The organism is Dethiosulfatarculus sandiegensis (genome assembly GCF_000931935.2).
GTDB lineage: Bacteria > Desulfobacterota > Desulfarculia > Desulfarculales > Desulfarculaceae > Dethiosulfatarculus > Dethiosulfatarculus sandiegensis.
On the sequence record NZ_AZAC01000003.1, the window covers coordinates 1 to 25,590 of the forward strand.

A 25,590-nucleotide genomic window follows, 5' to 3' on the forward strand; every position below is an offset into this window, starting at 1 on the left:
AAACAGGCCCACAGCCAGGGCCCCTAAAAAGCTGCAATAGATGCCTACCTGGGCGGCCGCGCCAAGCAGAAATGCCCTGGGATTGGCTATCAGCGGGCTGAAGTCCGTGAGCGCGCCGATGCCAAAGAAAATGAACTGGGGCAGTATGGTCCAGGTGTAGAGGCCGTATTTCAGGATGATGCCCAAAACTCCGGCCATGCCGTCGGCCATGCCCGGAGCGGGTTGGGTGGTGAGCCCCGCCAGGGGCAGGTTGGCGAGAATCATGCCGGTTCCGATGGGCAGAAGCTCGTATGGCTCCCACTCCTTTAAAATGGCCAGCGCCACAAAGCCGAGTCCCACCAGGATCATGATCACATGGGCCAGGTCCAGGTTGGCAAACCCCACCTGCACGTTCAATATTTTAAGCACGCCTTCGTGATAGCTGATGAAGTTCATGATTCGGCCTCCTCGGTCTTGGCCTTTTCTTTTTTACGCTTTTCATATCCCTGAACCAGCTTGCCCATGAAATGGGTGGACAATGCCAGCAGGGTCATAATGACAAAAACCGCAACCACTCCACCCAGAACGATCTGGAATGCATGGCCCCAATTTACCGGTTCCATAGATATAACCCTCCCTGAGAATTATGCGGGGTTTAAGCCAACCCCGTTGTCTTAGCTATATATTAGCTATAAAGTGACCTCCCAAGTCTAGGGAGGCGGCCCCTTGGTGTCAAGCTAAAAGCCCTGCGTTTAAAAGGTAAACCATAGGGCAAATGGGGGACCCTTGATAACAGAATTTCAGCGAAAACCTAATAAATTCTGTCATGATCCTTTGACGGGGTTCAGGAGTCCCGCGAAAAGGGGGGCTTTGCCTGGTCCGTGTCTTAAGCGGCGTCGGGTAAACCCGGGGCGTCCAGGCAACCCTTTTAAGGCTGCCTGGCTGGTTCCCCCTGGCCCGGAATAAGGCCCCACAACTTGTTCCGGAGTGTTTAAGGATATAGTTCTGATCGCTTGGCTTTAAAAGGCCTATTCATCAGTATCGCTTTGCAGTACCGCCAAGAAGGCCTTCTGCGGTATGGGCACGTTCCCGACCAACTTCATGCGCTTTTTGCCTGCCTTTTGTTTTTCCAAAAGTTTTCGTTTCCGGCTGATGTCACCGCCATAGCATTTGGAGGTGACGTCCTTGCGAAAAGCGCCGATGGTGCTGCGGGCTATGATGGTAGACCCGATAGCCCCCTGTATGGCGATTTTGAACTGTTGCCTGGGTATAGTGTCTCTCAGTTTTTTCACGGCGTGCAAGGCCCTGGGTCTGGCCCGCTCCTTGTGCACCAGGCTGGAGAGAGCGTCCACCCTTTCGCTGTTAACCAGGATATCGAGCCTGGCCAGATCGGTTCGGCGGTATCCTATAATGTCATAGTCAAAAGAACCATAACCCTGAGTTACTGTTTTAAGCTTGTCATAAAAATCGTAGATCACCTCTGCCAGGGGCAGCTCAAAGCTTAAATCAACCCTGCCAGGAGAGGGGTAGGTCATGTTGGAGTTTTCGCCCCGGCGCTCCAGGCAAAGGGTCATCACCGAGCCGATGTAGCGCTCCGGCATCATAATGCTGGCCCTGATATAGGGCTCTTCGCAATAGTCAATGGTGGAGGGGTCCGGGTAATAGGACGGGTTCTCAACCTCCATTTTTTCACCGTCATTGGTGTATATGCGGTAACGCACGCTGGGAACCGTCAGAATGAGGCTCAAACCAAACTCACGTTCCAGCCTTTCCTGCACCACCTCAAGATGCAACAGCCCCAAAAAGCCGCAACGGAAACCAAAACCCAATGCGCCGGATGAGTCCTTGGCCGCGGTAAGGGAGGCATCGTTCAGCATCAGTTTGTCGATGGCATCGGCCAGCTCGGGATAATCATCGGTGGAAACAGGATAGATGGAGGAAAACACCACCGGCTTGATCTCGGTGAAACCGGGCAGGGGCTTGTCGGCCGGTTGTTTCTGATGGGTTATGGTGTCGCCCACCTTGGTGTCGGCCACGTTTTTCACGCCTGCTATGACATAACCCACTTCACCGGCCGTTAGTTGAGGCTTGGCTTCCCTTTTCGCGCCAAAGAGCCCTACTTCCTCCACCTTGTATTCCTGCTCGGTGTGCATGAAGCGGATATGTTCACCCGGCTTCAAGGTTCCTTCCTTGATGCGAATGTAAATAACCGTGCCTCTGTAGGGATCGTATTGGGCGTCAAAAATGAGAGCCTGAAGCTTCTCGTCACTGTCTCCGACTGGAGGCGGCAGCTCTTTGACAATTGCTTCCAACACAGCCGGGATGTTGATGTTGTCCTTGGCTGATATGGCGATGGCCTCGTCACCGTCCAGGCCCAGATCTTCGGTTATCTGGCGTCTGGCTTCCTCGACATCGGCGCTCGGCAGATCTATTTTGTTGATCACCGGGATGATATTGAGGTCGTGCTCCATGGCCAGATAAAGGTTGGCCAGGGTTTGAGCCTCGACTCCCTGGGAGGCGTCAACCACCAAAAGCACTCCTTCGCAGGAGTTCAGGGCCCGGGAAACTTCATAGGAAAAGTCCACATGCCCGGGAGTGTCGATCAGGTTCAGGTGGTATGTCTGGCCGTCCTCCGCGGTATAGGGCAGGGTGATGGCCTGGCTTTTTATGGTGATGCCTCTTTCCCTTTCCAGGTAGAGGTTATCCAGAAATTGGTTCTGGAAATCTCTTTGGCTCACCACGCCACAGATCTGAATCAGCCGGTCGGCAAGGGTGGACTTGCCGTGGTCAATATGGGCAATAATGCTGAAGTTTCTTATATGTTCCTGTTTTGGCACCGAAATGAAGCCTCCTAATAAAACTTTTAGCCGTACTTGCCAAGCCGGAAATGTTTAAATTTATTTCCGGTGGAAGTCCGCCAGATAGTGAGCATAACCCGGCGGGTTTCATTCGTCAAATCCCTCTTAACTGCTAACTTTCGCTTGAAATCAATTTGGACCGGGGGCAGCGGGAAAAGGGCCTGGAACAGGGACTTGCCGCCCGGGCTCCCTTTAACGGAATCTCAAAGGGAGATGTCGCTTGGATATTTTACAGCCTAACGGTCAACCCTTCAAAGGCCGCTTCCACGGAAAGGGATGCCCCTGCCTCGTATCTGGCCTGGTTTACCAGGGCCTCCACCTGATGGTCGGTTCGGTCCGGATCGTGGTGGGTCAATATCAGCCTGTTTATCTTTGCTTCCTTGGCCAGCTTAACCACGGTCTGCCAATCCGAATGGCCGTAACCCTTACGAAATTCCATGTCCTCGGGCAGGTATTGAGCATCATGCACCAACACATCGGCTCCCCGGCAAAAATCAAGGGTGTGTTTATAACTTATGGAACCTGGCTCCACCAGTTCATTATCAGTGATAAAGGCCAGAGATTTATTCTGCTCGGTCAGGCGCAACCCCAGACAGCCTTGGGGGTGGTTTAAAAAAGTGGTTTCAGCCTTGAGGCTGCCCAGAGTGAAATCCCGGCTGGAGAGAAGGGGGCACTTTTCCATGCTCGGGGCTATATCCTCCAGACTTACCGGAAAGTGCCCGGAACCCTGGCTGGAATCAAAGAGTACGGAAAGGCCTTCCAGGGCTATGTGCCATCCCCCGACCCTGACCTTGACATCTTTGGTGTAAAGGGGGGCGAAAAACGGGAACCCGTTCAGATGGTCCCAATGCAGATGGGTTATGAACAAAAGAACTTCGTGAGGCAATGGCTCCTGCATCATTTTATTGCCCAAAAGGCGGATGCCGGTGCCTGCATCTATGATAAGGCGCTTGTTCTCTCGGTTAAGGACTTCCACGCAGGTGGTGTTGCCGCCGTAACGCAGGGTGTCGGCCCCCGGCACGGCCACTGAGCCGCGCGTTCCCCAGAACCTGACGAGCATCCGAAGGTTACCTTTCCCTTTTGGCTAGAGGGCCCGAAAGCCTCCCGTCTGAGGTCTTCCTTGAGGGGCCCTTTCAGTTAATAACTTTGAGAGTATCATCACCCTTAATTAAATTGATCGTCAGCCCCTCTGGCGTCGCTTGGCATCACAAAAAAATCCGGTCGGAGAATTATATCTTTTTTTGTTTCTTTCATTGCCTTGGGCCGGGGTGTCTTTTTTCTTCCAAGACCAGCTTAAAATAAGATACCGGACCGGATCAATTCTTACCTTTTTTGAAAATCCCGGAAGCCGCGTTTCCAGCCTGGACTTTGATAATGCTTTTCCCGATTACAGGCCTGAATTCGGTTTTTTTAAAAGAATCTTTTTTTCCGTCCTGAAAGGTGCTCCTGCCGGAAATTGCCTTTTCTTGTGGGGGCGGTGGTCAAGGCCGCCGGTGCCCAGAATATAAATAAACAAAGCCAAAGGTAAAGGGTTTTTTGAACATAACCACGCCTTTGGTGCAGGTTTCAGTTATAAAGCATATTGATTGAGTGGGGCTTACGCCATGATAATTTAAACAGTTCGAATACTGGGGCCCTTGGTTCAGGCCTGATGAATTCCGGTTTGGTTAAGGTCTGTTGCCTGAATGGGAGAAGGTTTGAACTAAAGTAATAGGCGAAAGGCGAGTTGGCGCGGCATAGGGCTTTTGGGGGGGATGCCTTAAGGCCGGTAAACCCTTGCGGGCTTACCGGCCTTAAGGTTTATCTTTTCTTTCTGTTTGTAAGGCGTTCGGCCAAAGAGCACAGAACCGGCACCACCACCAGGGTCAACATGGTGGCCACAGCCAGGCCAAAGATTACGGCTATGGCCATGGAACCCCACCACTGGGCCGACTCTCCGCCAATATCCCACTTGAAATTGGTGAAGTCGAAACTCACCGCGGTGGCCATGGGCAAAAGCCCCAGTATTGTGGTTATGGCCGTGAGCATCACCGGACGGAAACGAACCAGACCGGCCTTGATAAGGGCCTGGGTGGCATCCATGCCCCTGTCTTTGAGCTGGTTGAAGTAATCAATCAGCACAATTGCGTTGTTGACCACCACTCCGGCCAGGCTTATCACCCCAACCCCGGTCATGATCACCCCAAAGGCGGTCCGGGTGATCAACAGCCCCAAGAAAACCCCTATCAATGAAAGCGCCACAGAGGTGAGGATGATAAAGGGGGTGATCGCCGAGTTGAACTGGGTTACCAACACCAGGAAAATAATGAACAGTGCCGCGATAAAGGCCTTGCTCAAGAACTCGGAGGATTTTTTCTGTTCTTTTTGCTCACCGGTGAATTTGTAGGAATAGCCCCTTGGCCAATCCATTTTTCTAAGGCGCTGATCTATGCGTCCGATCATGGCGTTGGCATTGACCCCTGATACATCGGCTGAAACCACCACCACCCTTTTTTGGTCCAGGCGGTTGATGGCGCCCAGGCCGCTTGAAAGCCTGACCCTGGCCAGGGTGGTCAGGGGGATGGGCTCGCCGCCCGGGCCCGATACAGTGATGCGGCGCACACTCTCCATGGAGCGACGGTCTTTCTCCGGCAGCCTGGCTATGATGTCGTATTCATCCTTGCCCTCCCGGTAGACCCCCACCTTGGTCCCGCCGACCGCGCTTTTTACGGTGTAGGCCACGGTATAGGTGTCCAGCCCCATGAGCGCGGTCTTTTCCTTGTCCACGTTTACCATGATCTCGGGCTTTGACTTCACAAAGTTGTCTTTCAAGTCCACCAGGCCGGGCATGTCCTTAATGGTTTTGCGCACCTTGTGCGCCAATTCACCCAACACCCTTATGTCCTTGCCGGTGATCTCGATATTCACCGGCGGTCCGGTGGGCGGCCCTTCTTCTTCCTCTTCCACCCGCACTTCCGCACCCTTGATCGTATTTAATAGACGGTTTCTAATCTCCACCAGCATCTCGGAGGATGGGCGGGAGCGTTCATGGATTTCCTTGAAGTCAAGTGTGATCCTGCTTAGATGGGTGCCGGTTCCGCCCGAGGAAAAGGGGTCTCCTCCCACTGATCCCACCTGACTGATCACATAACGGATGTCGGGATAATCGGCCACGGCCTTTTCAACTTGCTTTACAAAGGCGTCGCTGGCTTCGAGGTTGGTGCCTTCAGGGGCCTTTATGGTCACAATGGCCCGTCCAGGCTCCACTTCAGGGAAAAACTCCACCCCTTGTCCGAACTGGACATAGGCCCAGCCTGAGCCTATGAGGAGCACAAAGGCCGATAATACAATCAAGAACCTGTGCTTCAGGGACCAGGTCAGAACCGCCAGATAGATTCTTTTCAAAAAAGGCAGGTTTTGTTCTGTTTCGTCTTCCAGGCCGCGGCTTTTGGCGGTGGTCTGAAATTTGGCCGAGAGCACCGGGTTGATAACCAGGGCTACGAACAAGGAAGAGGTGAGCGCAAGTATAAGGGTTTTAGGTAGAAAACCCATGAACTCACCCATGATGCCGGGCCAGAAGAGCATGGGGAAAAAGGCCCCCAGGGTGGTTATGGTGGAGGTTATCACCGGCCAGGCCACTTCGTCGGTGCCGTCCCTGGCCGCCTGAAGCCTTGATTTGCCCTCCTGCATGTGCCTGTAGATGTTTTCCACTATCACAATGCCGTTGTCCACCAGCATGCCCAGGGCCAGAATCAGGGCAAAGAGCACCACCATGTTCAGGGTTATGTCCAGGGCCTTTAACAGGGAGAAGGTGATCAGCATGGACATGGGAATCGCCATGGCCACAAAGAGCGAGGACCTGCCGCCGATAAAGATCAAGACCACGGCCAGGACCAGAAACAGGCCGCTTAAGATATTGTTTTCCAGGTCGGCTATCATGATGCGCACGTCTTCGGAGGCGTCTGAAGTGAGGTCTATCCTCAACGCCGGCGGGAGCTTTTCTTTGAGATCTTTGATCGCCTCTCTCACATCATCCACAATGCGCACTATGTTTTCGCCGCTTCTTTTCTTCACCAAAAGGGTGACGGCTTTTTCCCGGTTCAGACGGCTTTTGGTGACCGGGTCCTTGTAATGGTCCTTTATAATGGCCACATCCCTTAGATAAACCGGCTTGCCCCCCCGCACAAAGGCCACAATGGAGTTGATCTCCGCCGGATTCTTGTAATCCTCTGGCACCCGAACCAGGTATTTTGCCCGGCCGATATCCATGGACCCGCCGGGCATGTTTACGTTGGCGTTTCGCACGGACTGGACCAGGCTGCTGAAGGGCACGTTATAGGCCCCGACCCGGTCCAGGTCAAAGAGCACATGGATTTCCCTTTCCAGGCCACCTATGATCTCCGCCTCCAGGACTCCGGGTATTGACTCGACCGCGTCTTGGACTTCCTCGGCAAAGACCTTGAGCCTTTTAAGGCTGAAGGGGCCTGAGAGCACCACCTGTACAATGGGGCGGTCGGAGAAATTCGCTTCCATGATGGTGGGGTCCTGAGGCAGATCGTTCGGCAAGTCCCTTTTGGCCTGATCCACCTTGTCCCGCACCTTTTGCACGGCATCGTCAATATCAATGGTGGGCAGAAACTTGATGGCGATAAAAGAGAGCCCCTCGGCAGAGACGCTCCTTATATCTTCCACGTCTGAAACGCCTTTCAGTTTGCGCTCCAGGGGGATGGTCAAGAGTTTTTCCACATCGGCCGGCGCCACGCCTTCGTATTCCGTGGTCACGAACACATAGGGGATGGTTATGTCGGGCTCGTTTTCCCGGGGCAGGGTCTGATAGCTGAAAAGCCCGGCTGCGATGATGATAAAGATCAGCACTATGACCGCAACCTGGCGGTTAAGGGCCATGCGATTGATAATCATGTTTAAAATTCCCGTTCAAAAAAGCTTTTCACGCCAGAAGCGGAATTACCGGCACAATAAAAATGGATATTCAGTTTCTTGAGCTTTTCCAAAATGCCAAGGCAGTTGTCACTGAACTGTAACCGCCATGCCTTGCTCAACTTCGTTTTGGCCGCTGATTATCAGGTTTTCTCCGGGGTTGATTCCCTTGGTGATCTGGATGCGATCTTGCCCGATAACCCCGATCTCAATGGCCCTGGCCTGGGCCACCCCGTCTTTTTCCACAAAGATCACCCGCTCGCCGCCCTTATCCAGAACCGCGAACATGGGTATGGCAAGGGCGTCTTTGATGAAACGACGCTCCAAGGAGGCCCTGGCAATCATGCCGGGCCTTATGGCCCGATCTTTATTCTCCACCAACACCCTCACCCTGAAGGTCTTGGTGGCCGGGTCGGCCTTGAAAGCCACGAACTCCACCTTGCCCATCCATTTGCGTTCCGGGTAGGCGTCTATGGTGATCAGGGCGGGTTCGCCCGGCTGGATAAAACGCACATCCAGTTCCGGCACATTCAGGTTGATCTTGACCTTTTCGAGATCCACTATGTCTGCCACAGGGTCCCCCCTGCCCACAAACTCCCCCTGATCCACATAGAGATGGTTGACCCTGCCTTTGAGCGGGGATTTGATGCGCCCCTGTTCATAGCGGACCCTGGCTTCAACCAGGGCCTGTTTGGCTACCAGGCGCTCGGTGAGGATCCGGTCCAGGTCCTCCTGGGGTATGGCCTTTTTTTTGTGCAGAAGTTCTCTTCTTTTGGCCAGGTCCTGCTTGAGCTTGTAATCCGCCTGCGCCCTTTGCAGAACCGTCTGCAGGGCCTTGACATCGACCTTGGCTATTAATTGGTCTTTTTCTACAGAATCACCCTCGGAAGGGCCGATCCATTCCACTGTGCCGTCTGTCTCGGCCGCCAGACGGACATCATTGATGGCCTCTGTGCCGCCGGGTAGGGTCAGTATGTCCCGCATAGGGGCGGGATTGATCTTCATTACACTGACCTTAACCGCCCTGGTTTTGACCTCAGATGCCCGGGCCTCTGCCTCGTTTGGCTTTTCCTTGCATCCGGAAGCGGCAAAGGCGGCCAGTACAAGGACAAGGCAGGCAACCTTCTTAAAATTTAAAATCATTTTCAGCTCCTATGTGGGTCGGCGGAAAGACCCTGTATCAAAGTCGTGATGTAGTGGTTTGAGATCTTAGTGGGGTCCATTTCCGGCTTGAACCAGGCCTGGAGAAATATTCCGTCCAAGGCCCCGATAACCCCAGCTGAAACTGCTTCCGGGTCCAAGTCTTCTTTCAACTCGCCCCTCTTCATGCCGATTTCAATAACCTTGAGGATTACTTCACGGTAGGTCTGGTAAATATCGGCAAATGCCTGTTTAAGCTGATCTTTTACCTCAGAAGATGCGGTTGCTGCCCAGAATTCCATTATAAGTTGGTAATGCACATCCATATCGACCAGGGAAGCCACCCAACCCTGGATCAGGTTTGAAAGATTTTCCTGAGCGGATTTTCCGTTTAAGGCAAAGCCGTCGGCAGTGACCTGGTAGCGGGTTTTGAGCCATCCAAACACAGCCATGAATAGATCTGACTTGCTGGTAAAGTATTCATATAAGGTGCTTTTGCCCATATCAGCTTTTTGCGCTATGTCGTTCATGCGGGTTAAGCGGTAGCCCTTTTGGCTGAAAACCAGGGCGGCGGACTCCAGAATCTGTTCGCGTTTTTTATCTCTTGTATTTTCCGTTTGTGTCTCTTGCATAAGCTGAGATTCTCCGTTTCAGGCGTTCCGACCGACCAGTCGGTCGGGTATCTTGAAGATATGCCTGCACCCATGGCTTGTCAAGTATCGCCACGTTACGGATTTGTTATGCAAGTCGACCGGGTTTTCCTTTTGGTTACGGGTGTTATGGATTTGGTTTGAAAAATGATGGAAACCTGTCCAAGGGGCTCTGCCGGTTGGGATTTTTAGGGTTGAGTCTAAAGATGACCGGCATGAAAAACGGCGGTCATGTCTGGTTATTGGTGCGGAAAGCGACAGGCCGGTGAAGACCGGCTCTCCCTGTTCGGTTGGTTGCTTAAGGAAATATAAAGATTACCTGCAAAGGAAAAATGTCATCTTTGGAAAATACCGTGTTATATTCATCCTTAGGATTATAAACAGATAACTTTAAGAGGTATATGATTCTGTTTAACCTTTACAGGGCCAAAGCCAGGCAGCAAAGCCTTCTGTTTTCTCTTCTTTTTTATTTTTTTTGCTATCCCCTGGTTAACCAGGTCTTCCCAGGTATAACCTATATTTTTGATTTCTTTTTTCTGGTTATTTTTGTAACCGCGGCTTATTCCATCATTAATACTAAAAGCCGATTTTGGCTGGCTCTTGCTTTGCTGGTAATGGGCATAATCAGCCACACCTACGCTATTCACCTGGGAAGGTTTGATGCCGAGACCATAGCGGCATCCATGTTCCTTGGTTTTTTACTGCTCATAGCAGGGTCATTGCTCAAAGAGGTGATCAGCCGAAACCGGGTTACTTTTAACGTTATCTGTGGGGCTTTAAATGTTTTTTTGCTTATGGGGATTATCTGGGGACTAATTTATCTTTTGATTGAATTTACTTGGCCCGGATCTTTTAAACTGCCTGAACGGGCAAGTGCCCACATTATCGACAGCTCCAGATACAGCGAACTTTTTTACTTCAGTTATGTGACCATAACCACTCTTGGTTATGGTGATATTACTCCGTTAAGTAATCCAGCCCGCTCCATGGCCCTTTTGGAAGCGGTTCTGGGCCAGTTCTACATGGTGGTCCTGGTTGCCCGTTTGGTGGGCTTGCACGCCAAATCCAGTGATTCCGATAAAACCGCGCCTGAAAAACCAAATAACCCGGCTGCGGAAGACAGCCCGGCTATAGACATGAAAAAATGATTTTGCTAATCTGGTCTCTGGGTGCAAAAGTTTTTTTTCAAGAAATATTCCGCCAGTACGGATTACTATTCAAAAAATCTTTAAGATTTATTAAATAACCACCTGTTGAAAAAACAAGATCGACTGTTTTTTCAATTCAAAAGAAAAGAAATCAAAAGATGCTTGTAAACAAGACCAGAGGCTTGATTTTTCTGCCCGCCTTGGCGATGGCCTTTTTTTTAGGGGGTTGCGCCGCTGTGGGACCGGACTATGTGGCTCCCAAACCGGAGATGCCGTCGGCCTGGCAGGAGATAGAAGACCCGGCGGTAAAGCCGGGAGAAGCCCAGATCAGAACCTGGTGGACGGTGTTTGATGACCCCTTGCTCACCAGCCTGATTGAAAGAGCGGCCAAGGGAAACCTGGATCTTATGACCGCAATGGCCAGAGTCAAGCAGGCCAGGGCCCAATTGGGCGTGGCCACCGGAGAAATGTTGCCCACCCTGGATGCATCGGGCAGCGCCACCAGGCAAAGGGGAAGTGAATATGACATTGCCCCGGGCGGGGTCACTCAGGATCGGCTTCTGGGCCAGTTGGACGCCTCTTGGGAAATAGATCTGTTCGGCCGCATCAGAAGGTCCATCGAGGCGGCCAAGGCCGACTACCAGGCCACCACCGAAGACAGAAACGACGTTATGCTCACCCTTTATGCAGATGTGGCCCGCACCTATTTTGCCGCGCGTACGGCCCAGGCCCGCTTTTATACTGCCCAGGAGAACATTAGATCCCAAAAGAAAGTCCTGAAGCTTACCAAGACCCGGCTGGACACTGGTCTGGCGACATCTTTGGACGTGGCCCAGGCAGAGAGTGTACTGGCCAGCTCAGAGGCCGAACTGCCTCCATTTAAAATCGATTATTACCAGTCGGTGCATGCCCTGGCTCTTTTATTGGGCAAACAGCCCGGAGCCCTGAAAGCGGAACTTAAAGCGTTTAAACCCATACCAAAGCTTCCGGCCGAGGTGAAGCTGGGCATGCCTGCCGATCTCTTGCGCCGAAGGCCGGATATCAGACAGGCTGAGAGGAGCCTGGCCGCCGAGACTGCCCGAATAGGCGTAGCCACTGCGGATCTGTACCCCAGCTTCACCATAACCGGCGCCTTTGGGGTGGCTGCCACCGATGCCGGTGATTTGTTCAAGTCGGGCAGCGGGCTTTATTCCTTTGGACCGGCATTTTCCTGGAACCTGTTTCAGGGGGACCGCATCCGGGCCCAGATAAGGGCGCAGGACGCGGTGACCGAACAGGCTCTTTACACCTATGAACAGACTGTGCTCAAGGCCTTGGGGGAAGTGGAAGACGCTCTCACCTCCTATGTTCAGGCCAGGATCAGGGTTGAGGCGCTTAAACGCACGGTGCAGGCTTCCCGTCGCACTCTCGAACTTTCAGTGGGGCTTTATAAAGACGGGCTCAAGGATTTTCAGAGCGTTCTCGATGCCCAGAGGTCTTTGTTCTCCTATGCCAATGAGTATGCCGCTGCCCAAGGTGATACGGCTGCTAATCTGGTGCAGCTCTACAAGGCTCTGGGCGGGGGCTGGCAACCAGTGGACAGTGAGCCCAAAAAAAAGGAAGAGACAGAACAAAAGGCTCAAGACGGCAAAGCAGGGGGCAAATCAGCATCCTGAGCCGGTTTTTAAAAGATGCAAAATTTAAAGAACCGGGAACGTGTCTTTCCCGGTCGGGCAACAAGAGAGGCGATTCATGCTAAGCCTGTTTGACAAGTCAGTTGCAAAAGGGGTTATACCTGCCTTGACCATTGGTCTTTTATTGGTTGGCTGTAAAGGGCAGGAGAATAAATACCAGGCCCCGCCGCCACCGACCGTTACGGTGAGCGAGCCTGCTCAGCGCACGGTTAAGGTCTGGGCTGAATACACAGGCAATACGGTTGCCCTGGAGTCGGTGGATATCAGGGCCAGGGTGGAAGGTTATCTGGAAAAAATAGCCTTTGAGCCCAGCGCCAAGGTGAGCCGGGGACAACTGCTCTTCAAGATAGACCCCAAGCCTTTTCAGGCCAAGGTCAATCAGGCCAAGGCCGATCTGGCCACTGCCAAGGCGGAGCTGAGCCTGGCCGAGGCCACCTTGACCAGAAAGGCCCGGGCCTTTAAAGCCAAGGCGGTGAGCGAGGTGGAGGTGATTCAGGCCAAGGCTGAAAAGGCCAAGGCCGAGGCCAGCATACAGGCTGCGGAGGCGGCTGTGGAAGCTGCCCAAATAGATTTGGGCTACACCTCCATAAATTCTCCCATTGACGGTCGAATCTCCCGGAGCCTGGTGGATGTGGGCAACCTGGTGGGCGCGGGGGAGACCACAAAATTAAGCAATATCGTAAAGATTGACCCCATATACGCCTATTTCAATGTCAGTGAGCAGGATATTCTCTATTATCAAAGAATGGCTCGTGAGAACAAAAACCGTCAACAAACAGCCGAAGAAAGAGGGACCATCTTTTTGGCTACGGCCGAAAGCGATGAATTTTCCTATAGAGGTTCAATAGATTACATTGACAACCAGGTTGACGCAGCCACAGGCACTATCCAGGTGAGGGCCGTATTTCCCAATTCCGAGGGGAGGTTGGTGCCTGGATATTTTGTTCGTCTTAGGTTGGCTATAGAAACCAGGGGGAATGCCGTCCTGGTGCCTGATGTGGCCCTGGGGACAGACCAAAGGGGCAAATACCTTTATGTAGTTGATGACAAAAACCAGGTTGAATATCGCTCGGTGGAGGTGGGAGCACTGGAGCCGGACGGTTTACGGCTGATTGACAAGGGACTTAAGCCCAAGGAAAAAGTTGTGGTAAATGGGCTTTTGCGGGTCAGGCCGGGAATAAAGGTTAACCCCCAGACCGAAGCGCAGGAAAAGAAAAAGTCCCAGGCCAAGGCAAAGTCCAAACCCGCCTCTTCCACTAAATAAGTGAGCTTGCGATGTTTTCCAAGTTTTTCATCAATCGGCCCATCTTCGCGGCGGTGATCTCAATCGTTATTGTAATCGCCGGAGCGGTTACTCTTATGAATCTGCCGGTGGCCCAGTATCCCAACATAGCCCCGCCCACGGTGAAGGTTATGGCCAATTATCCCGGAGCCAACGCAGACGTAGTGGCCAAGACCGTAGCTGCTCCCATAGAGCAGGAGGTCAACGGCGTGGAAGGCATGATCTACATGTCATCCAGCAGCGCCAGCAACGGCAGCTACGTTCTGACCGTCACCTTTGATACCGGTACAGACCTGGATATGGCGACGGTTTTAGTGCAGAACCGGGTGGCTGTGGCTCTTTCCTCTCTGCCGGAGGAGGTGAAACGCCTAGGGGTGACCACCAAAAAGACCTCGCCCGACTTTGCCCTTATGATCAACCTGCTTTCCAAAGACGGCAAGCTCAATGATGTGTATTTGAGCAACTATGCCACCTTGCATATCAGGGACGTACTCTCCAGGGTGGACGGTGTCGGTGATGTCCAGGTGATGGGTGCGGACGCCTACAGCATGAGGGTGTGGCTGGACCCGGAGGCCATGGATGCTCGCGGGCTCACCACCTCTGATGTGGTCTCTGCCATCAGCGAGCAGAACGTTCAGGTTGCGGCGGGGACCATAGGCAAGCCCCCGGCCCCAAAGGGCCAGAGTTTTCAATACACCGTAAATGTCAAGGGGCGCCTCACCGATCCCAATGAATTCGGCAATATTGTGGTGAAAACCGGCGAGGGGGGAAGGTTCACCAGGGTCAAGGATGTGGCCACGGTTGAGTTGGGGGCTAAAAGTTACGACGTGGAGGTCCAGCTCAATAAAAAACCGGCTTCACTTATCATGGTCAACCAAAGGCCCGGGGCCAATGTGCTGGCTGTCTCGAAAAACTGCCGGGCCGCCATGGAGGAATTGAAAAAAAGGTTTCCCCAGGGCCTGGAATATGTGGTGGCCTATGATGCTTCGGACGTGGTCAACGCCTCGATCAAGGAGATTGTGGAGACCCTTTTTATAGCCGCTTTACTGGTGGTGCTCACGGTCTATATCTTCCTGCAGGATGTGAGAGCAACCTTTATCCCGGCGATCACCATTCCGGTATCCTTGATCGGAACCTTTTTGATCATGAATGTACTGGGGTTCAGCATCAACACCCTAACATTATTCGGGTTGGTGCTTGCCATCGGCATTGTGGTTGACGATGCCATTGTGGTGGTTGAGAATGCGGCCAGGAATATCGAAGAGACCGGCTTAAGCCCCAAAGAGGCCACCATAAAGGCCATGGAAGAGGTTACCGGACCGGTTATAGCCACAACTTTGGTTCTCTTGGCGGTTTTTATCCCCACTGCCTTTATGGGCGGCATGACAGGCGTGCTTTACAAACAATTCGCCCTTACCATTGCCGCCACCACTGTTTTCAGCTCCATAAACGCCCTTACCTTGAGCCCGGCTCTCTGCGCCCTGATACTTAGAAAGGCTCCTGAAAAAAGGAACTTTTTCTTCAGGGGGTTCAACCGTGGGTTTGAGGGAGCCACCAAGGTTTATATGGCGATGGTGAACCAGGGGGTGCGGAGGCTTATTATCTCGGTGCTGGTATTTGCCGGTGTTTCAGCTGCGGCTTATCTGGGCATGATCTCCACCCCCACCGCCTTTGTGCCTGAAGAAGACCAGGGCTACATGATGGTCAACACCCAGTTGCCCGACGGAGCTTCCCAGGAGCGCACCTATGACACCATCCAGAAGGTAAACGACATCATAGAGAAAACCCCCGGTATTGCCTACAACATAGCCATCAGCGGGTATTCCCTGTTAAACGGGACCGTAAGTTCCAATATGGGTTCCAATGTGGTCGTCTTCAAACCCTGGGATGAAAGGAACACTCCGGAGACCAACCAGTATTCTATTTTGGGGAATCTGCGCAAAGGGTTTTACGCCATTCAGGAGGCCATTATCTTTGCCTTCCTCACCCCGGCTTTACCCGGACTTGGCAACGCGGGCGGTTTCCAGATGCAGCTTCAGGACAGGGGCGGCCAGGGTCTGAACCAGTTGCAGCAGGTGGCGGACGAGATGATAAGGGACGGCGGCGCTCAAGGGGGCTTGGTCGGCATGTACACCGGTTTTCGCTCCAATGTGCCCCAGCTGTTTGTGGAAGTGGATCGCAGCAAGGTCAAGACCCTAGATATTCCCTTGAGCGAGGTCTTTAACACCATGCAGGCCTTTTTGGGGTCTGCCTATGTCAATGATTTCAACCTGTTTGGCCGCACCTATCAGGTCAATGTCCAGGCCCAGTCAAAATTCAGGGCCGAACCAAAGGATATTCGCAAGCTGGAGGTGCGGACAAATAAGGGTGCCATGGTGCCCCTGGGCACCTTGGTCCAGCTCAAGAACAACTTTGGGGCCGAGGTTATCAGCCGTTACAACATGTACACCACGGCAGCCATAATGGGCTCGGCCGCTCCGGGCTACAGCTCCGGCCAGGCCTTGCAGATAATGGAGAACATGGCAGGGCAGAAGCTTCCCAATACCATGGGCTTTGAGTGGACCGGCCTGTCGTATCAGGAAACCCAGGCCACGGGAGATACCGGGCTTATATTCCTCTTGGCGGTAGTCTTTGTGTATCTGGTGCTGGCTGCCCAGTATGAAAGCTGGAAAATCCCCATGCCGGTTATCCTGGCTGTGCCCATAGCGGTCTTTGGTGCCTTTGCAGCCATCATGGCCAGGGAGATGGACAACAATGTCTACACCCAGATCGGTCTGGTGCTTCTGGTGGCCCTGGCCTCTAAAAACGCCATTTTGATCGTGGAGTTTGCCCGGGATGCCCATGACCAGGGCATGAGCACCATTGATGCGGCCCTGCATGCCTCTCGCCTGCGTTTCAGGCCCATTTTAATGACAGCCCTTTCTTTTGTGCTCGGCGTCTTTCCCCTGGTGGTGGCCGACGGCGCCGGGGCAGGGGCCAGGCAGGCCTTGGGCACCGCGGTGCTCGGCGGAATGCTGGCCGCGACCTTTGTGGGCGTGGTTTTGGTGCCGCCCATTTATGTGATATTCCAGAACCTGGGTGAAAAACGCAAGAAAAAGAGCCAGGCCAAGAAGGCCTGAAAGATAAACTAAAAATTCGTCTTTATGCGCGGGGGCCAATGCCAAGGCCCCCGCCTTTTTGTGGCCTGGTTTGAAAAATTTCCGAAGGTTATAGTGCAATGAAATGTTAAGGCTGTTTGAAAATAGCCATGATTTTTGGGCCTCTATCTGACAGGGAGTTCAAATCATGGGAAAGATTCTGAACGTGGGTTGTATGCGCACCATGGATGATGTTTGCACTGGCTGTTCCCGCTGTATGGTGGCCATTATCCGCCGGGTGGGGGGCGAAAGGCAAAATAAACAGGAAGCGGAACTGATGGCATCCTGAACAGCGGTGACTACCCGGGAGCTGCCATTGCGCCCCGCCTGGCCCAGATCATGGAACGCTTCCCAGGGGGGTGGCCCGCGCAAGGTTCGGCCCCGGCGGATCAGTGCCCCTGCAAGGAATATATCGTGCGAAAAAACAAGGCCAAGGTCGGAGTGGAGGTAATAGAAGTGGCCAACCCCTATTCACCCAACAGATTTCTTCAAGGCCTGTTGGACCTGTCCGCTTGTTGAGAGCCGGGTCAATCACCCTTGTCATCAAAAAGGCAGGCTGCTCACATACAGCCTGCCTTTGATTTAAACTCAATCCTGTTGGTTTTCGAGTCGGTGAGAGTGGAAAAAAGCGGCCGCAGGTGCTTGCCTGGTTTGGCTTATCATCTCGCCGGTTCTTCGCCTCGTTTTGAAAAGAAGCATCTGAAGCTCATCAAAGAATCAATGACCCGGCCGGTTGCCTCTGTGGCTAAGATTCTGCTTCGTTTTTTTCATAAACCGACTTGAGCTGGCTTAGTGCGCATTTAATATGGATTTTTATAAGATTGGAAGCAGCTTCAATATCGCGTTGGGCAAGGTATTCAATTAACAGGTTGTGTTCTTGCCAGGCCTGTTGGGGCGCGTTGTCTGCCTGGATGCTTAATGCCCTTATACTTTGAACGATCTCCCTTAGGTTATTGATAACCCTGACCAGGAATTTACTGTTGGTTGCCCGGTAAATCGTATCATGGAAACGTGAGTTCAGTTCCATGAACTGTTTTAAAATGTATTCCTGGTTTGTGGTTTCCAGCTTAAGCAGTTCTTGGGCTTGGCTTTTGATGATTCGTAATGTGGTGATCTCCTCTTCTGTGATCCGTTCACAGGCCAGCTCTATGGCATAGCATTCCAGTACAGTACGTAATTTGAAAAGATCTTCAATTGAATCCAGGTCTATTTCAGGGATTCTAACCCCGCCCTGGGCGGTTCTCTCTACCAGCAGATCCTGTTCAAGACGCCTGAAAGCTTCTCTGACCGGGGTTCGGCTGACACTCTCCGATTTGGCCACATCCGATTCAAATAAGCGGTCCCCCGGTTTTAGCGCACCCTGAAAAATACGGTCTTTAATGTTTTGATAGATTTGATCAGCAATGGACATGATTAACAGTATTAACCTTTATATAGTGAAAAAGATTGTTTCCTACCATAATATACTTGAAAGGCTTGAGCATGAAAACAAAAATTTGCATGTCTTAACTTTTGAGCACACTCATTATTATGATTAAATCTGACTGTGCTTAAATTTTTCCATCTGATATGGCTTGGAGGCTCTTTTTTTTGATCCCTCTTGGTTTCGGTAAGGATATGATAAATAAAAAGTTTTGAAAATTCTGTCTGTATTTATAGCTAATCTTTTTAAGTTGTTGCTTCTGGCTCTGTTAAGATAAAGTTTAATCTTAATGGAAAATTATTTTTAGGTTTTAGGTGTAAAAATATGAACTATTGTATTTGTTTTAATGGTAAATTTCTGGGGTGATGCCTTTTTAGTAAAACTAAATATAAGGAAATTTAGAAGGGTTGTATCATGAAGGTGTCTAAGGAAAGCTTAGACACCCTCATGATACTTTTGCAACATATGCAGCCAACAGCTATTACACTTTTAGGTGCCGGTAAGGTTAAAATCAGGCAATCTGATGAAAATAAATCACCAAGATGCATTGTGTATACAGGCCTGATCAGGTGGATCCGCTGATCCTAAGAGGCTTCACGCCGGTTTCTTCCTATATGAAAAGTTAGCCAACTTAAGAGAATTTAAACCCCGTCATGCCAAGTTTAGTTTGAAAAAGGCAGTTGGCCTTTTTCGAGCTTTCGTTAGTCGTCTTGCTTGGTCCGCAGCTTTTTTTCGGCCAGCCTTTCAATTAATTTCGCAGCCCTGTGGGGATTGAATATTCCGCACATGCAAGGCTTGAAGAGTTGTTCGGCGGCTTCCAAGGAAGTTGCTTTATTGGAAGCCACCTTTTCCACGGCTTTTTTGATCAGATTCACTGAAACCATGCCGTGACCGCACATGGTCTGGACTTCCAGAGTCTCATCTTTGGGGAGTTTTTCCGTTTTTCCCCAACGGCCCAGGGACTGATTGATGGTATGTGGGGTCAACCCTGTACACTCACAAGCTTCTTTTACTTGATCAAAAAGGCCGGAAGCAACAATGGAAATGCCCAGATCCGCTTCTTTTAGTTTTTTCATGGCGGTTTTAAGTGATTCCAGATCGCTGAAAACAGCATGGATTACTGCGCGGTCTTCAACATTTTTAAGCACCTTATCAAGACCGCCCTGGTAATATTCGTTTCCGCTTCTGCAATCGCCTATTTTTATGGCGCCGGAATCAAGGGCTATGGCAAAGAATTCCTTTAGTTTAGGTGCTGACCCAACGTGGTTGATATCCTTGGAAGGCATAGCCAGTAAAACAAAATCCTCTTTTAATAACTCCTCGTCCGTTCCCAGTCTGTGCAGTGTATGTGTCATTTTTACTCTCCTGAAGCGCAAAGAGGCCGCCCGAGCCCCAGATTGGTTTTCCCGTTTGGAGCCACCCATAGTCCGGCTTTGTCAAAATATTCGCGGGTGGGATTCGAGCCGTCCTGATTGAGGCGGCAGGCGATATCAAGACTGAAAACACAGTCAATTTCTTTTTCCACTTTTTTGAGTGTGGAAAACAACTCGGGCAGTTGGTCTAATTTAACGGCGAACTCGAGGATCGCTGAAAGCACCTTTTCATCCAAAAGTTCATCTTTAAACTTTCCTGCTTTGGGATCGGCCATCATGCTGGTCACCGGGTTAATCTTCTCATATTCAATACCGAGCTTGGAAACAGCCATGGAGATTTTTTCAACGTCTTTCATACGCGCACCGGTGACCGGTCTTCCCACCTCTATGGCTACTCCGACTATTCCCCTTTTAAAGCGGCCGGTGACTTCATTGGTCTTCATTTCCTCGGTTCCGCGCCCCGATATCTGCGACTCTTCGGCAATAGTCAGAACATCGCTCATGATGCTCCTGATGGTCCGCGGGTAAGTTAGCGGCTGCTGATAAATTGCCTGTGACGGGCAATGGGCAGAGCGCAGGCAGACGCCACATTCCGCACATTCGTCAAGATCGATCACCGCCACTTTTTTGGGCTTGCCGTTCTTTTTTAACTTTGACGTCTCCCTAAGGCTGATGGCTTCCATGGGGCAATAGGCAATACACTGGGAACAACCAGTACACTTTTCTGCGTCAATTAGCATGTAAGCTCCTTATGATTTGATCCAGAGGTGCAACTTTTGATTATCCAGTTAATAGATCTAGAATACTCGTATCCTGCCTGACTTTAGATCTAAGTAGATAGATATCTGACAATTAATTTGGGAAAATTGACGATAAAATTAAGAGTTTTCTTCTGATGGCCAATAAAATGATTTGAAAATTGTATGTGACTTAAATTTAGAATTCGGCTTTTTAAATTTGATAAATATGTGATATTTTTGGACAATATCGGAAGGAGAATGGTCAGTAGTTTTTCTGGTTTTTTAAGAAAAATATTTTTTCTTGATTTAGTGCAAACAGTAGGGCTTTTATCCGCTCTTACCTTAATAAAAATTCGATAGATTCTTTCGGAAAATAGTTCTGGGAACAGCTTGTCACTTCTGGGCAACCTTTTAAAATAAAAGTATAAGTAGCTTAAAATATATGAAAATTTATATTGGAATGAATCAGTGTCCCCAGACCTTGAAAGAACAAACAAAGGCATGATCCTGGCAATAGACAAACCTCTTGTTTGACCAATATTTCTGTAGCTGTTTACCGGTATATAAGACAGGTCTCGCCAGGGGCATTTTCTATTGCTAATCCGCAGGTTATCTTTTGTTTGTTTGTTTTTCATATTCCTTAAAACCAAGGGATTAGATATTTATTATTTTCTGTTTTAGCTGGCTCCGATAGGGCGTCTACCAAGGGTGCCCTTTTGCTTTTTTGTGTATACATGTATGCATAATGATGAGGTGCATAGGGTTTTGTCAACGGCAAAAATTATTTTTCAGAGAAGCGCAAAAAAATATAATTAAATATTTTCTTAAAAAACAATTAGTTACAAAATGAATCCCTAAACTAAGAAATTTACATTTTTTACTTGCAATCCACTACCCATTGAGAGTACATGTATACACGTACCTGCAAGGCTTTGGATATTTTTTTGCTAGAAGTGAGGTAATAACCTTTAACCTATTGAAATTAAAGTGATTTGAAGAAAGAGAAGGCTATGGTGAGCAAGGAAATATATAAATGTATTTTGAGTGGAAGAAGATGAAGGGAGGTGTCCGGAAAATTCAGCCTTCATATTATGAAAACAATATGCAAGGTTCAAAGTTTAAAAGGGGCAATTTTTGTTTCGCATAAAAAACGTCATTAGAGTTTATTTCTGTGCGCAGTCTCGAAAGGAGTCGACCAGTGGCTAGGAAGTTTTTCTCTCTTATCGCGGCATGTATTCTCTTGACTGTTCCCCTAACTGCTCTTGCTGGCAACGCTTGGCCTGAAAAACCAATTGAATTCGTGGTTCCTTGGAAGGCAGGAGGCGGCAGTGACACCATGACCCGTTACATCGCCAAGGCTATCAAGGATAATCAACTTTCCAAAGAACCGATCGTTGTAATCAATAAGCCGGGGGGCAGTGCTCAGATTGGTTCTGCTTATGTGATGTCAAACAGCGGTTCCGCCTACCATTGGCTCAGCCTTTCTTCAGCACAGATAATCGGGCCGGTTGCCGGTGTTGGGTCCATTAAAGCTTCCGATCTCACCCCCTTGGCCCAGATGGCCGCAGACACCTTTATTCTCATCACTCGCAAAGAATCCAAATTCAAAACAATTAAAGATGTCCTGGAAGTAGCCAAGCAAAAGCCCAAGTCTCTGAAAATGGGTGGCACCGGTCGTTATTCCGACGACCATATGTGTGCATATCTATTTGATAAAGCAGCTAAAATTAAATCAAACTATATCGCTTTCAGTGGCGGCGGCGAGGTGATGGCCAATCTTTTGGGCGGCCATGTGGATGTTGCCTGGGCCAACCCCAACGAATGCATGAGCCAGGTTAAGGGCGGCTTGGTGAGGACCTTGGCCGTCTCCTCGGAGAAGCGCTTGGCGGCTCCTTTGGACTGTCCGACTTTCAGTGAGTTGGGCCTGGATATGGTTTTTTATCAGATAAGAGGCGTTATGGCGGCCCCGGGTATGCCTGAAGAAGCCCGCAAGGCAAGCATTGAGATGCTGAAGAAAGCCTCCCAAACAAAAGAATGGAAAGATCAGTATCTGAAGGCAAAAGTCCTGGAACCCAGGTTCATCGGCGGAAAGGATTATGAGGCCTTGATCAAGAAGACGGAAAAGATGGTTGCCGAGGCAGTGAAAGGCATGAAGGCCAACTAAAAGTCAGGCGTTATACGCGGCTCAATATTTTTTATGTTGGGCCGCGTTTCCAGGAGGTAAGTGTGGCTAAAACAGACCTTGTGGGTGGGAGCGTTATCGCGCTGTTGGGTTGCTTCCTGATCCAGCAATCCCTGGCGCTTGAATATTGGTTATCAGACGGGCCCGGTCCGGGGTTTCTCCCTGTATGGGCAGGGGTTCTAATTCTTTCAGGCGGCCTGATGCAGGCTTTTCTAGGTTATAAAAAGGCCAGGACGGAGAAAGGGCAAAGACAAAAGGGGGAATCAGGCAACCCGCTTTTATTATCCATAATTATCGGGCTGATCATTGTCAGTATCCTTGCCATGAGTTATCTGGGGTTCTGTATCAGTATGTTTGTACTGGTAGGCTCCCTGGTGTTCCTCACCCGAAAACACACCTTGAAAATTTGCTTAATCACAGCGTTTTGTACAACTCTCGGTTTTTATACTCTTTTTAAGTATCTCCTAAGCATCCCCCTGCCAAAGGGGATTATTGGTTTCTAAGGGTTGAGGTGTGGTAATGACTTTTTTTTCTGAGTTGCTCTCGAATTTACAATTGGGTTTCGGGGTTGCGCTCACACCCGTGAATCTACTTTTTTGTGGTGTTGGGGTGACTTTGGGAACCATATTGGGGGCCTTGCCTGGTATTGGTTCGGTCACTGGTGTGGCCATTTTGCTTCCTCTTACTTTTGGCATGGACCCCACCACGGCCATTATCATGTTGGCCGGAATTTATTTCGGGGTCATGTACGGCGCTACCATCAGCTCTGTGCTTTTAAATACTCCCGGCGACGCGGCGGTCGTAATAAGCTCCATAGAGGGGTATCCCCTTGCCCGTGCGGGAAAGGCGGGGGCGGCCTTTTCCATGAATGCCATTGCCTCTTTTTGCGGGGGAACCATAGGTGCTGTTTTTTTGAATCTGGGCGCGCCGGTAATGGCCTCGTTTGCCCTGAAATTCGGACCCCCTGAATATTTTTCTCTAATGGTCATGGCGATTCTGGCCTTGGCCGGTCTGGCCGGCAACTCCGCGGTAAAGGGCCTGATAATGGGGGCCTTGGGGCTTTTTATCTCCACGGTTGGGGTGGATGTGGCCCATGGCACCTTGAGGTTCACATATGACAATGTTTACATGATGAACGGTATTGGGTTCTTACCGGTGGCCATAGGACTTTTTGGTCTGGGAGAGGCCCTTATTCAGTTGGAGAAAATCAAGGACCTTGATTTTCTGAAAATAAAAATAAAGCTAAGGGATCTGCTGCCCTCCATGGAAGACTGGCTGCGCTCAAGAGGAGCTATCGGCCGGGGTTCTCTGATCGGCTTTGTAATAGGTGTTTTACCTGCGGCCGGCGCCACTTTGGCTTCATTTTTATCCTATGCAACGGAAAGTAAGCTGACCAAGCATCCCGAAGATTTGGGCAAGGGGGCCATTGAGGGCTTGGCCGGTCCCGAGGCTGCCAATAATGCCGCCGCAGCCGGTTCTTTGGTTCCGATGCTCACCTTGGGAGTTCCGGGGTCGGGAACCACGGCTGTTTTGCTCGGCGCCTTCATGATGTATGGCCTTCAGCCGGGGCCGCTCCTTTTCAAGGAACACCCGGATCTGGCCTGGGGAGTGATTGCCAGTATGTATGTGGGCAACGTAATGCTTGTGTCCCTTAATACTGTCTTCATACCTCTTTTTGTCAGGGTGATGAGGGTCCCCTCATCTTTGCTGATGCCCATTGTGGTTGGCTTGACCGTTTTGGGTGCTTATAGCCTGCAGAACTCCATGGTGGATGTCTGGATAATGACCTGTGCCGGAATCGCCGGTTATTTCATTAAAAAATATGATTATCCAGCCACAACCCTGATATTGGGTCTGGTCCTGGGTCCTTTGACCGAGATCAATTTTATAAGGGCGATGAGTTTGTCAAACGGTGATCCTTCCATTTTTATCACCCGCCCCATTTCATTGGCTCTGCTGATAGTTGGTTTTTTAAGCGTCTCTTTCCCGTTTTTTAAAAAATACCTGCAACTATTCTTTAAGAAGAATAAATCCAACTAATGGTTGGTTCGGGTTTTTAGGAGAATCAAATGAAAGTTAAAAGTGCTTGTCTGACAGGTGTGGACAAAATCGAGCTGAGAGAGCGTGAGCTGGATCTGAAGGAAGACGAAGTCCTGGTAAAAACCCATCTGGCCGGCATCTGCGGCTCCGATAAAAATCTTTACCGCGGGGTGACCAAAAAGGCCGGAGGGCTTGATACGGAGATGAGGAAACCCTTTTTGTATCCGTTTTTTTTCGGGCATGAGGGCGGCGGAGAGGTTGTTGAAGTAGGGGAAAAGGTAACTCAACTCAAAGTTGGGCAAAAAGTAATAGCCTTTGCCTGGATCGATACCTTTTCAGATTATTTTGTGGCCAAACCAGAGGACCTGGAGGTTGTTCCCGCAGGGCTTGATATGAACTTGGCCTGCTTGGGCGAGCCAATTTCCTGCGCCATGTTTTCCGGAATGAATTCCAATGTTCAGTTCGGAGATACTGTGGCGATTATCGGGATGGGTTTTGCCGGTCAGATTATTGCCCAGGTGTGCAAGGGCAAGGGGGCGCACAAGGTGATCGGTGTTGACCTGGCTGAAGAAAAATTAAGTCTGGCCAGGGAATTGGGGGCTGATTTGACAGTCAACTCTTCTGAAACCGATCCCCTTGAATACATTATGGAGCAAACCGGGGGCAAGGGCGCCGATGTGGTGGTTGAGGCCGCAGGCTCTGCGGAGTCGGTGAATTTAAGCACTTCGGCTGTCCGTCATAACGGAACTTTGGTTTTTTACAGTTGGATAACGAACGATATAACCATCAATATCTCCAGGTGGCACAACAACAGCCTGAAGATTTTAAATACCGGACTGGTTCACCACAGCATCCAGGAAAGAATGCTGTGGACGCCCATGGCCCTGCGCCCGGTGATTCAGGGCCAAGTGAGCATTGAGCCACTCATCACCCACAGGTTCTCCTTGGAGCAGATCGATGAAGCCTTTGCCCTGACCTCTGCCTCGGAAAAGGCCGTCAAGGTGGCCATAGAGATTGATTAGCAAAAGGGGCAATAGAAGTTTGGGCA

General features: G+C 50.5%; 19 protein-coding genes. 9 read left to right on the forward strand and 10 right to left on the reverse strand.

What is annotated here, in order from left to right; all coding sequences use genetic code 11:
- From X474_RS02995 to X474_RS03025, 7 genes are all read right to left on the reverse strand, one after another.
- Positions 1 to 435, reverse strand: a 435-nt coding sequence (locus X474_RS02995) for a sodium ion-translocating decarboxylase subunit beta (RefSeq protein WP_044346903.1), incomplete at its 3' end; no start/stop codon positions are given.
- On the reverse strand, positions 432 to 602 hold the full coding sequence (locus X474_RS25455) for an OadG family protein (protein ID WP_082464105.1): 171 nt from the start codon (positions 600 to 602) through the stop codon (positions 432 to 434). The genes X474_RS02995 and X474_RS25455, both read right to left, overlap by 4 nt.
- A gap of 405 nt (positions 603 to 1,007) precedes the next feature.
- The gene (lepA, locus tag X474_RS03000) at positions 1,008 to 2,816 is read right to left on the reverse strand and encodes a translation elongation factor 4 (protein ID WP_044346673.1); all 1,809 of its coding nucleotides are present in this window, start codon (positions 2,814 to 2,816) and stop codon (positions 1,008 to 1,010) included.
- A gap of 250 nt (positions 2,817 to 3,066) precedes the next feature.
- Positions 3,067 to 3,897, reverse strand: a complete 831-nt coding sequence (locus X474_RS03005) for an MBL fold metallo-hydrolase (protein WP_044346674.1) — start codon at positions 3,895 to 3,897, stop codon at positions 3,067 to 3,069.
- Positions 3,898 to 4,637: 740 nt separating this feature from the next.
- Positions 4,638 to 7,736 (reverse strand): efflux RND transporter permease subunit, encoded by a 3,099-nt coding sequence (locus X474_RS03015; protein WP_044346676.1) that lies wholly within the window; start codon positions 7,734 to 7,736, stop codon positions 4,638 to 4,640.
- A gap of 108 nt (positions 7,737 to 7,844) precedes the next feature.
- A complete protein-coding gene (locus tag X474_RS03020) occupies positions 7,845 to 8,897 on the reverse strand; it encodes an efflux RND transporter periplasmic adaptor subunit (protein ID WP_044346677.1) in 1,053 nt (350 codons plus the stop codon).
- A gap of 2 nt (positions 8,898 to 8,899) precedes the next feature.
- Entirely contained in the window at positions 8,900 to 9,526 is a 627-nt protein-coding gene (locus X474_RS03025; protein WP_044346678.1) for a TetR/AcrR family transcriptional regulator, read from the reverse strand.
- Between the two features lie 419 nt (positions 9,527 to 9,945).
- Here X474_RS03025 and X474_RS03030 point away from each other — a divergent pair, with 419 nt between their 5' ends.
- From X474_RS03030 to X474_RS26410, 5 genes are all read left to right on the forward strand, one after another.
- Positions 9,946 to 10,692, forward strand: a complete 747-nt coding sequence (locus X474_RS03030; RefSeq protein WP_052514791.1) for a potassium channel family protein — start codon at positions 9,946 to 9,948, stop codon at positions 10,690 to 10,692.
- A gap of 158 nt (positions 10,693 to 10,850) precedes the next feature.
- Entirely contained in the window at positions 10,851 to 12,347 is a 1,497-nt protein-coding gene (locus tag X474_RS03035; protein ID WP_044346680.1) for an efflux transporter outer membrane subunit, read from the forward strand.
- 76 nt (positions 12,348 to 12,423) lie between these two features.
- On the forward strand, positions 12,424 to 13,629 hold the full coding sequence (locus X474_RS03040; protein ID WP_044346682.1) for an efflux RND transporter periplasmic adaptor subunit: 1,206 nt from the start codon (positions 12,424 to 12,426) through the stop codon (positions 13,627 to 13,629).
- Between the two features lie 11 nt (positions 13,630 to 13,640).
- Positions 13,641 to 16,766 (forward strand): efflux RND transporter permease subunit, encoded by a 3,126-nt coding sequence (locus tag X474_RS03045; protein WP_044346683.1) that lies wholly within the window; start codon positions 13,641 to 13,643, stop codon positions 16,764 to 16,766.
- 166 nt (positions 16,767 to 16,932) lie between these two features.
- Positions 16,933 to 17,073, forward strand: coding sequence for a hypothetical protein (locus X474_RS26410; protein ID WP_197281947.1), 141 nt, complete (start codon positions 16,933 to 16,935; stop codon positions 17,071 to 17,073).
- Positions 17,074 to 17,529: 456 nt separating this feature from the next.
- On the opposite strand, the gene X474_RS03055 is transcribed toward X474_RS26410, so the two are convergent.
- The 3 genes from X474_RS03055 to X474_RS03065 form a co-directional block, all read right to left on the reverse strand.
- Positions 17,530 to 18,195, reverse strand: coding sequence for a GntR family transcriptional regulator (locus tag X474_RS03055; RefSeq protein WP_044346684.1), 666 nt, complete (start codon positions 18,193 to 18,195; stop codon positions 17,530 to 17,532).
- Between the two features lie 713 nt (positions 18,196 to 18,908).
- On the reverse strand, positions 18,909 to 19,562 hold the full coding sequence (locus X474_RS03060; RefSeq protein ID WP_044346685.1) for a hypothetical protein: 654 nt from the start codon (positions 19,560 to 19,562) through the stop codon (positions 18,909 to 18,911).
- 2 nt (positions 19,563 to 19,564) lie between these two features.
- Positions 19,565 to 20,320 carry a DUF362 domain-containing protein gene (locus X474_RS03065; RefSeq protein WP_044346687.1) on the reverse strand — a complete coding sequence of 252 codons (756 nt, stop codon included), beginning with the start codon at positions 20,318 to 20,320 and terminating at the stop codon, positions 19,565 to 19,567.
- Positions 20,321 to 21,656: 1,336 nt separating this feature from the next.
- On the opposite strand from X474_RS03065, the gene X474_RS03070 reads away from it, so the two are divergent.
- From X474_RS03070 to X474_RS03085, 4 genes are all read left to right on the forward strand, one after another.
- Positions 21,657 to 22,484 carry a tripartite tricarboxylate transporter substrate binding protein gene (locus X474_RS03070; protein WP_044346688.1) on the forward strand — a complete coding sequence of 276 codons (828 nt, stop codon included), beginning with the start codon at positions 21,657 to 21,659 and terminating at the stop codon, positions 22,482 to 22,484.
- An 80-nt stretch (positions 22,485 to 22,564) separates the two neighbouring features.
- The gene (locus X474_RS27160; RefSeq protein WP_353743123.1) at positions 22,565 to 23,005 is read left to right on the forward strand and encodes a tripartite tricarboxylate transporter TctB family protein; all 441 of its coding nucleotides are present in this window, start codon (positions 22,565 to 22,567) and stop codon (positions 23,003 to 23,005) included.
- 16 nt (positions 23,006 to 23,021) lie between these two features.
- Positions 23,022 to 24,542: a tripartite tricarboxylate transporter permease gene (locus tag X474_RS03080; protein ID WP_044346690.1), complete on the forward strand. Its 1,521-nt coding sequence runs from the start codon at positions 23,022 to 23,024 to the stop codon at positions 24,540 to 24,542.
- Between the two features lie 29 nt (positions 24,543 to 24,571).
- Positions 24,572 to 25,564, forward strand: a complete 993-nt coding sequence (locus tag X474_RS03085; protein WP_044346692.1) for a zinc-dependent alcohol dehydrogenase — start codon at positions 24,572 to 24,574, stop codon at positions 25,562 to 25,564.
- Positions 25,565 to 25,590 lie beyond the last annotated feature (26 nt).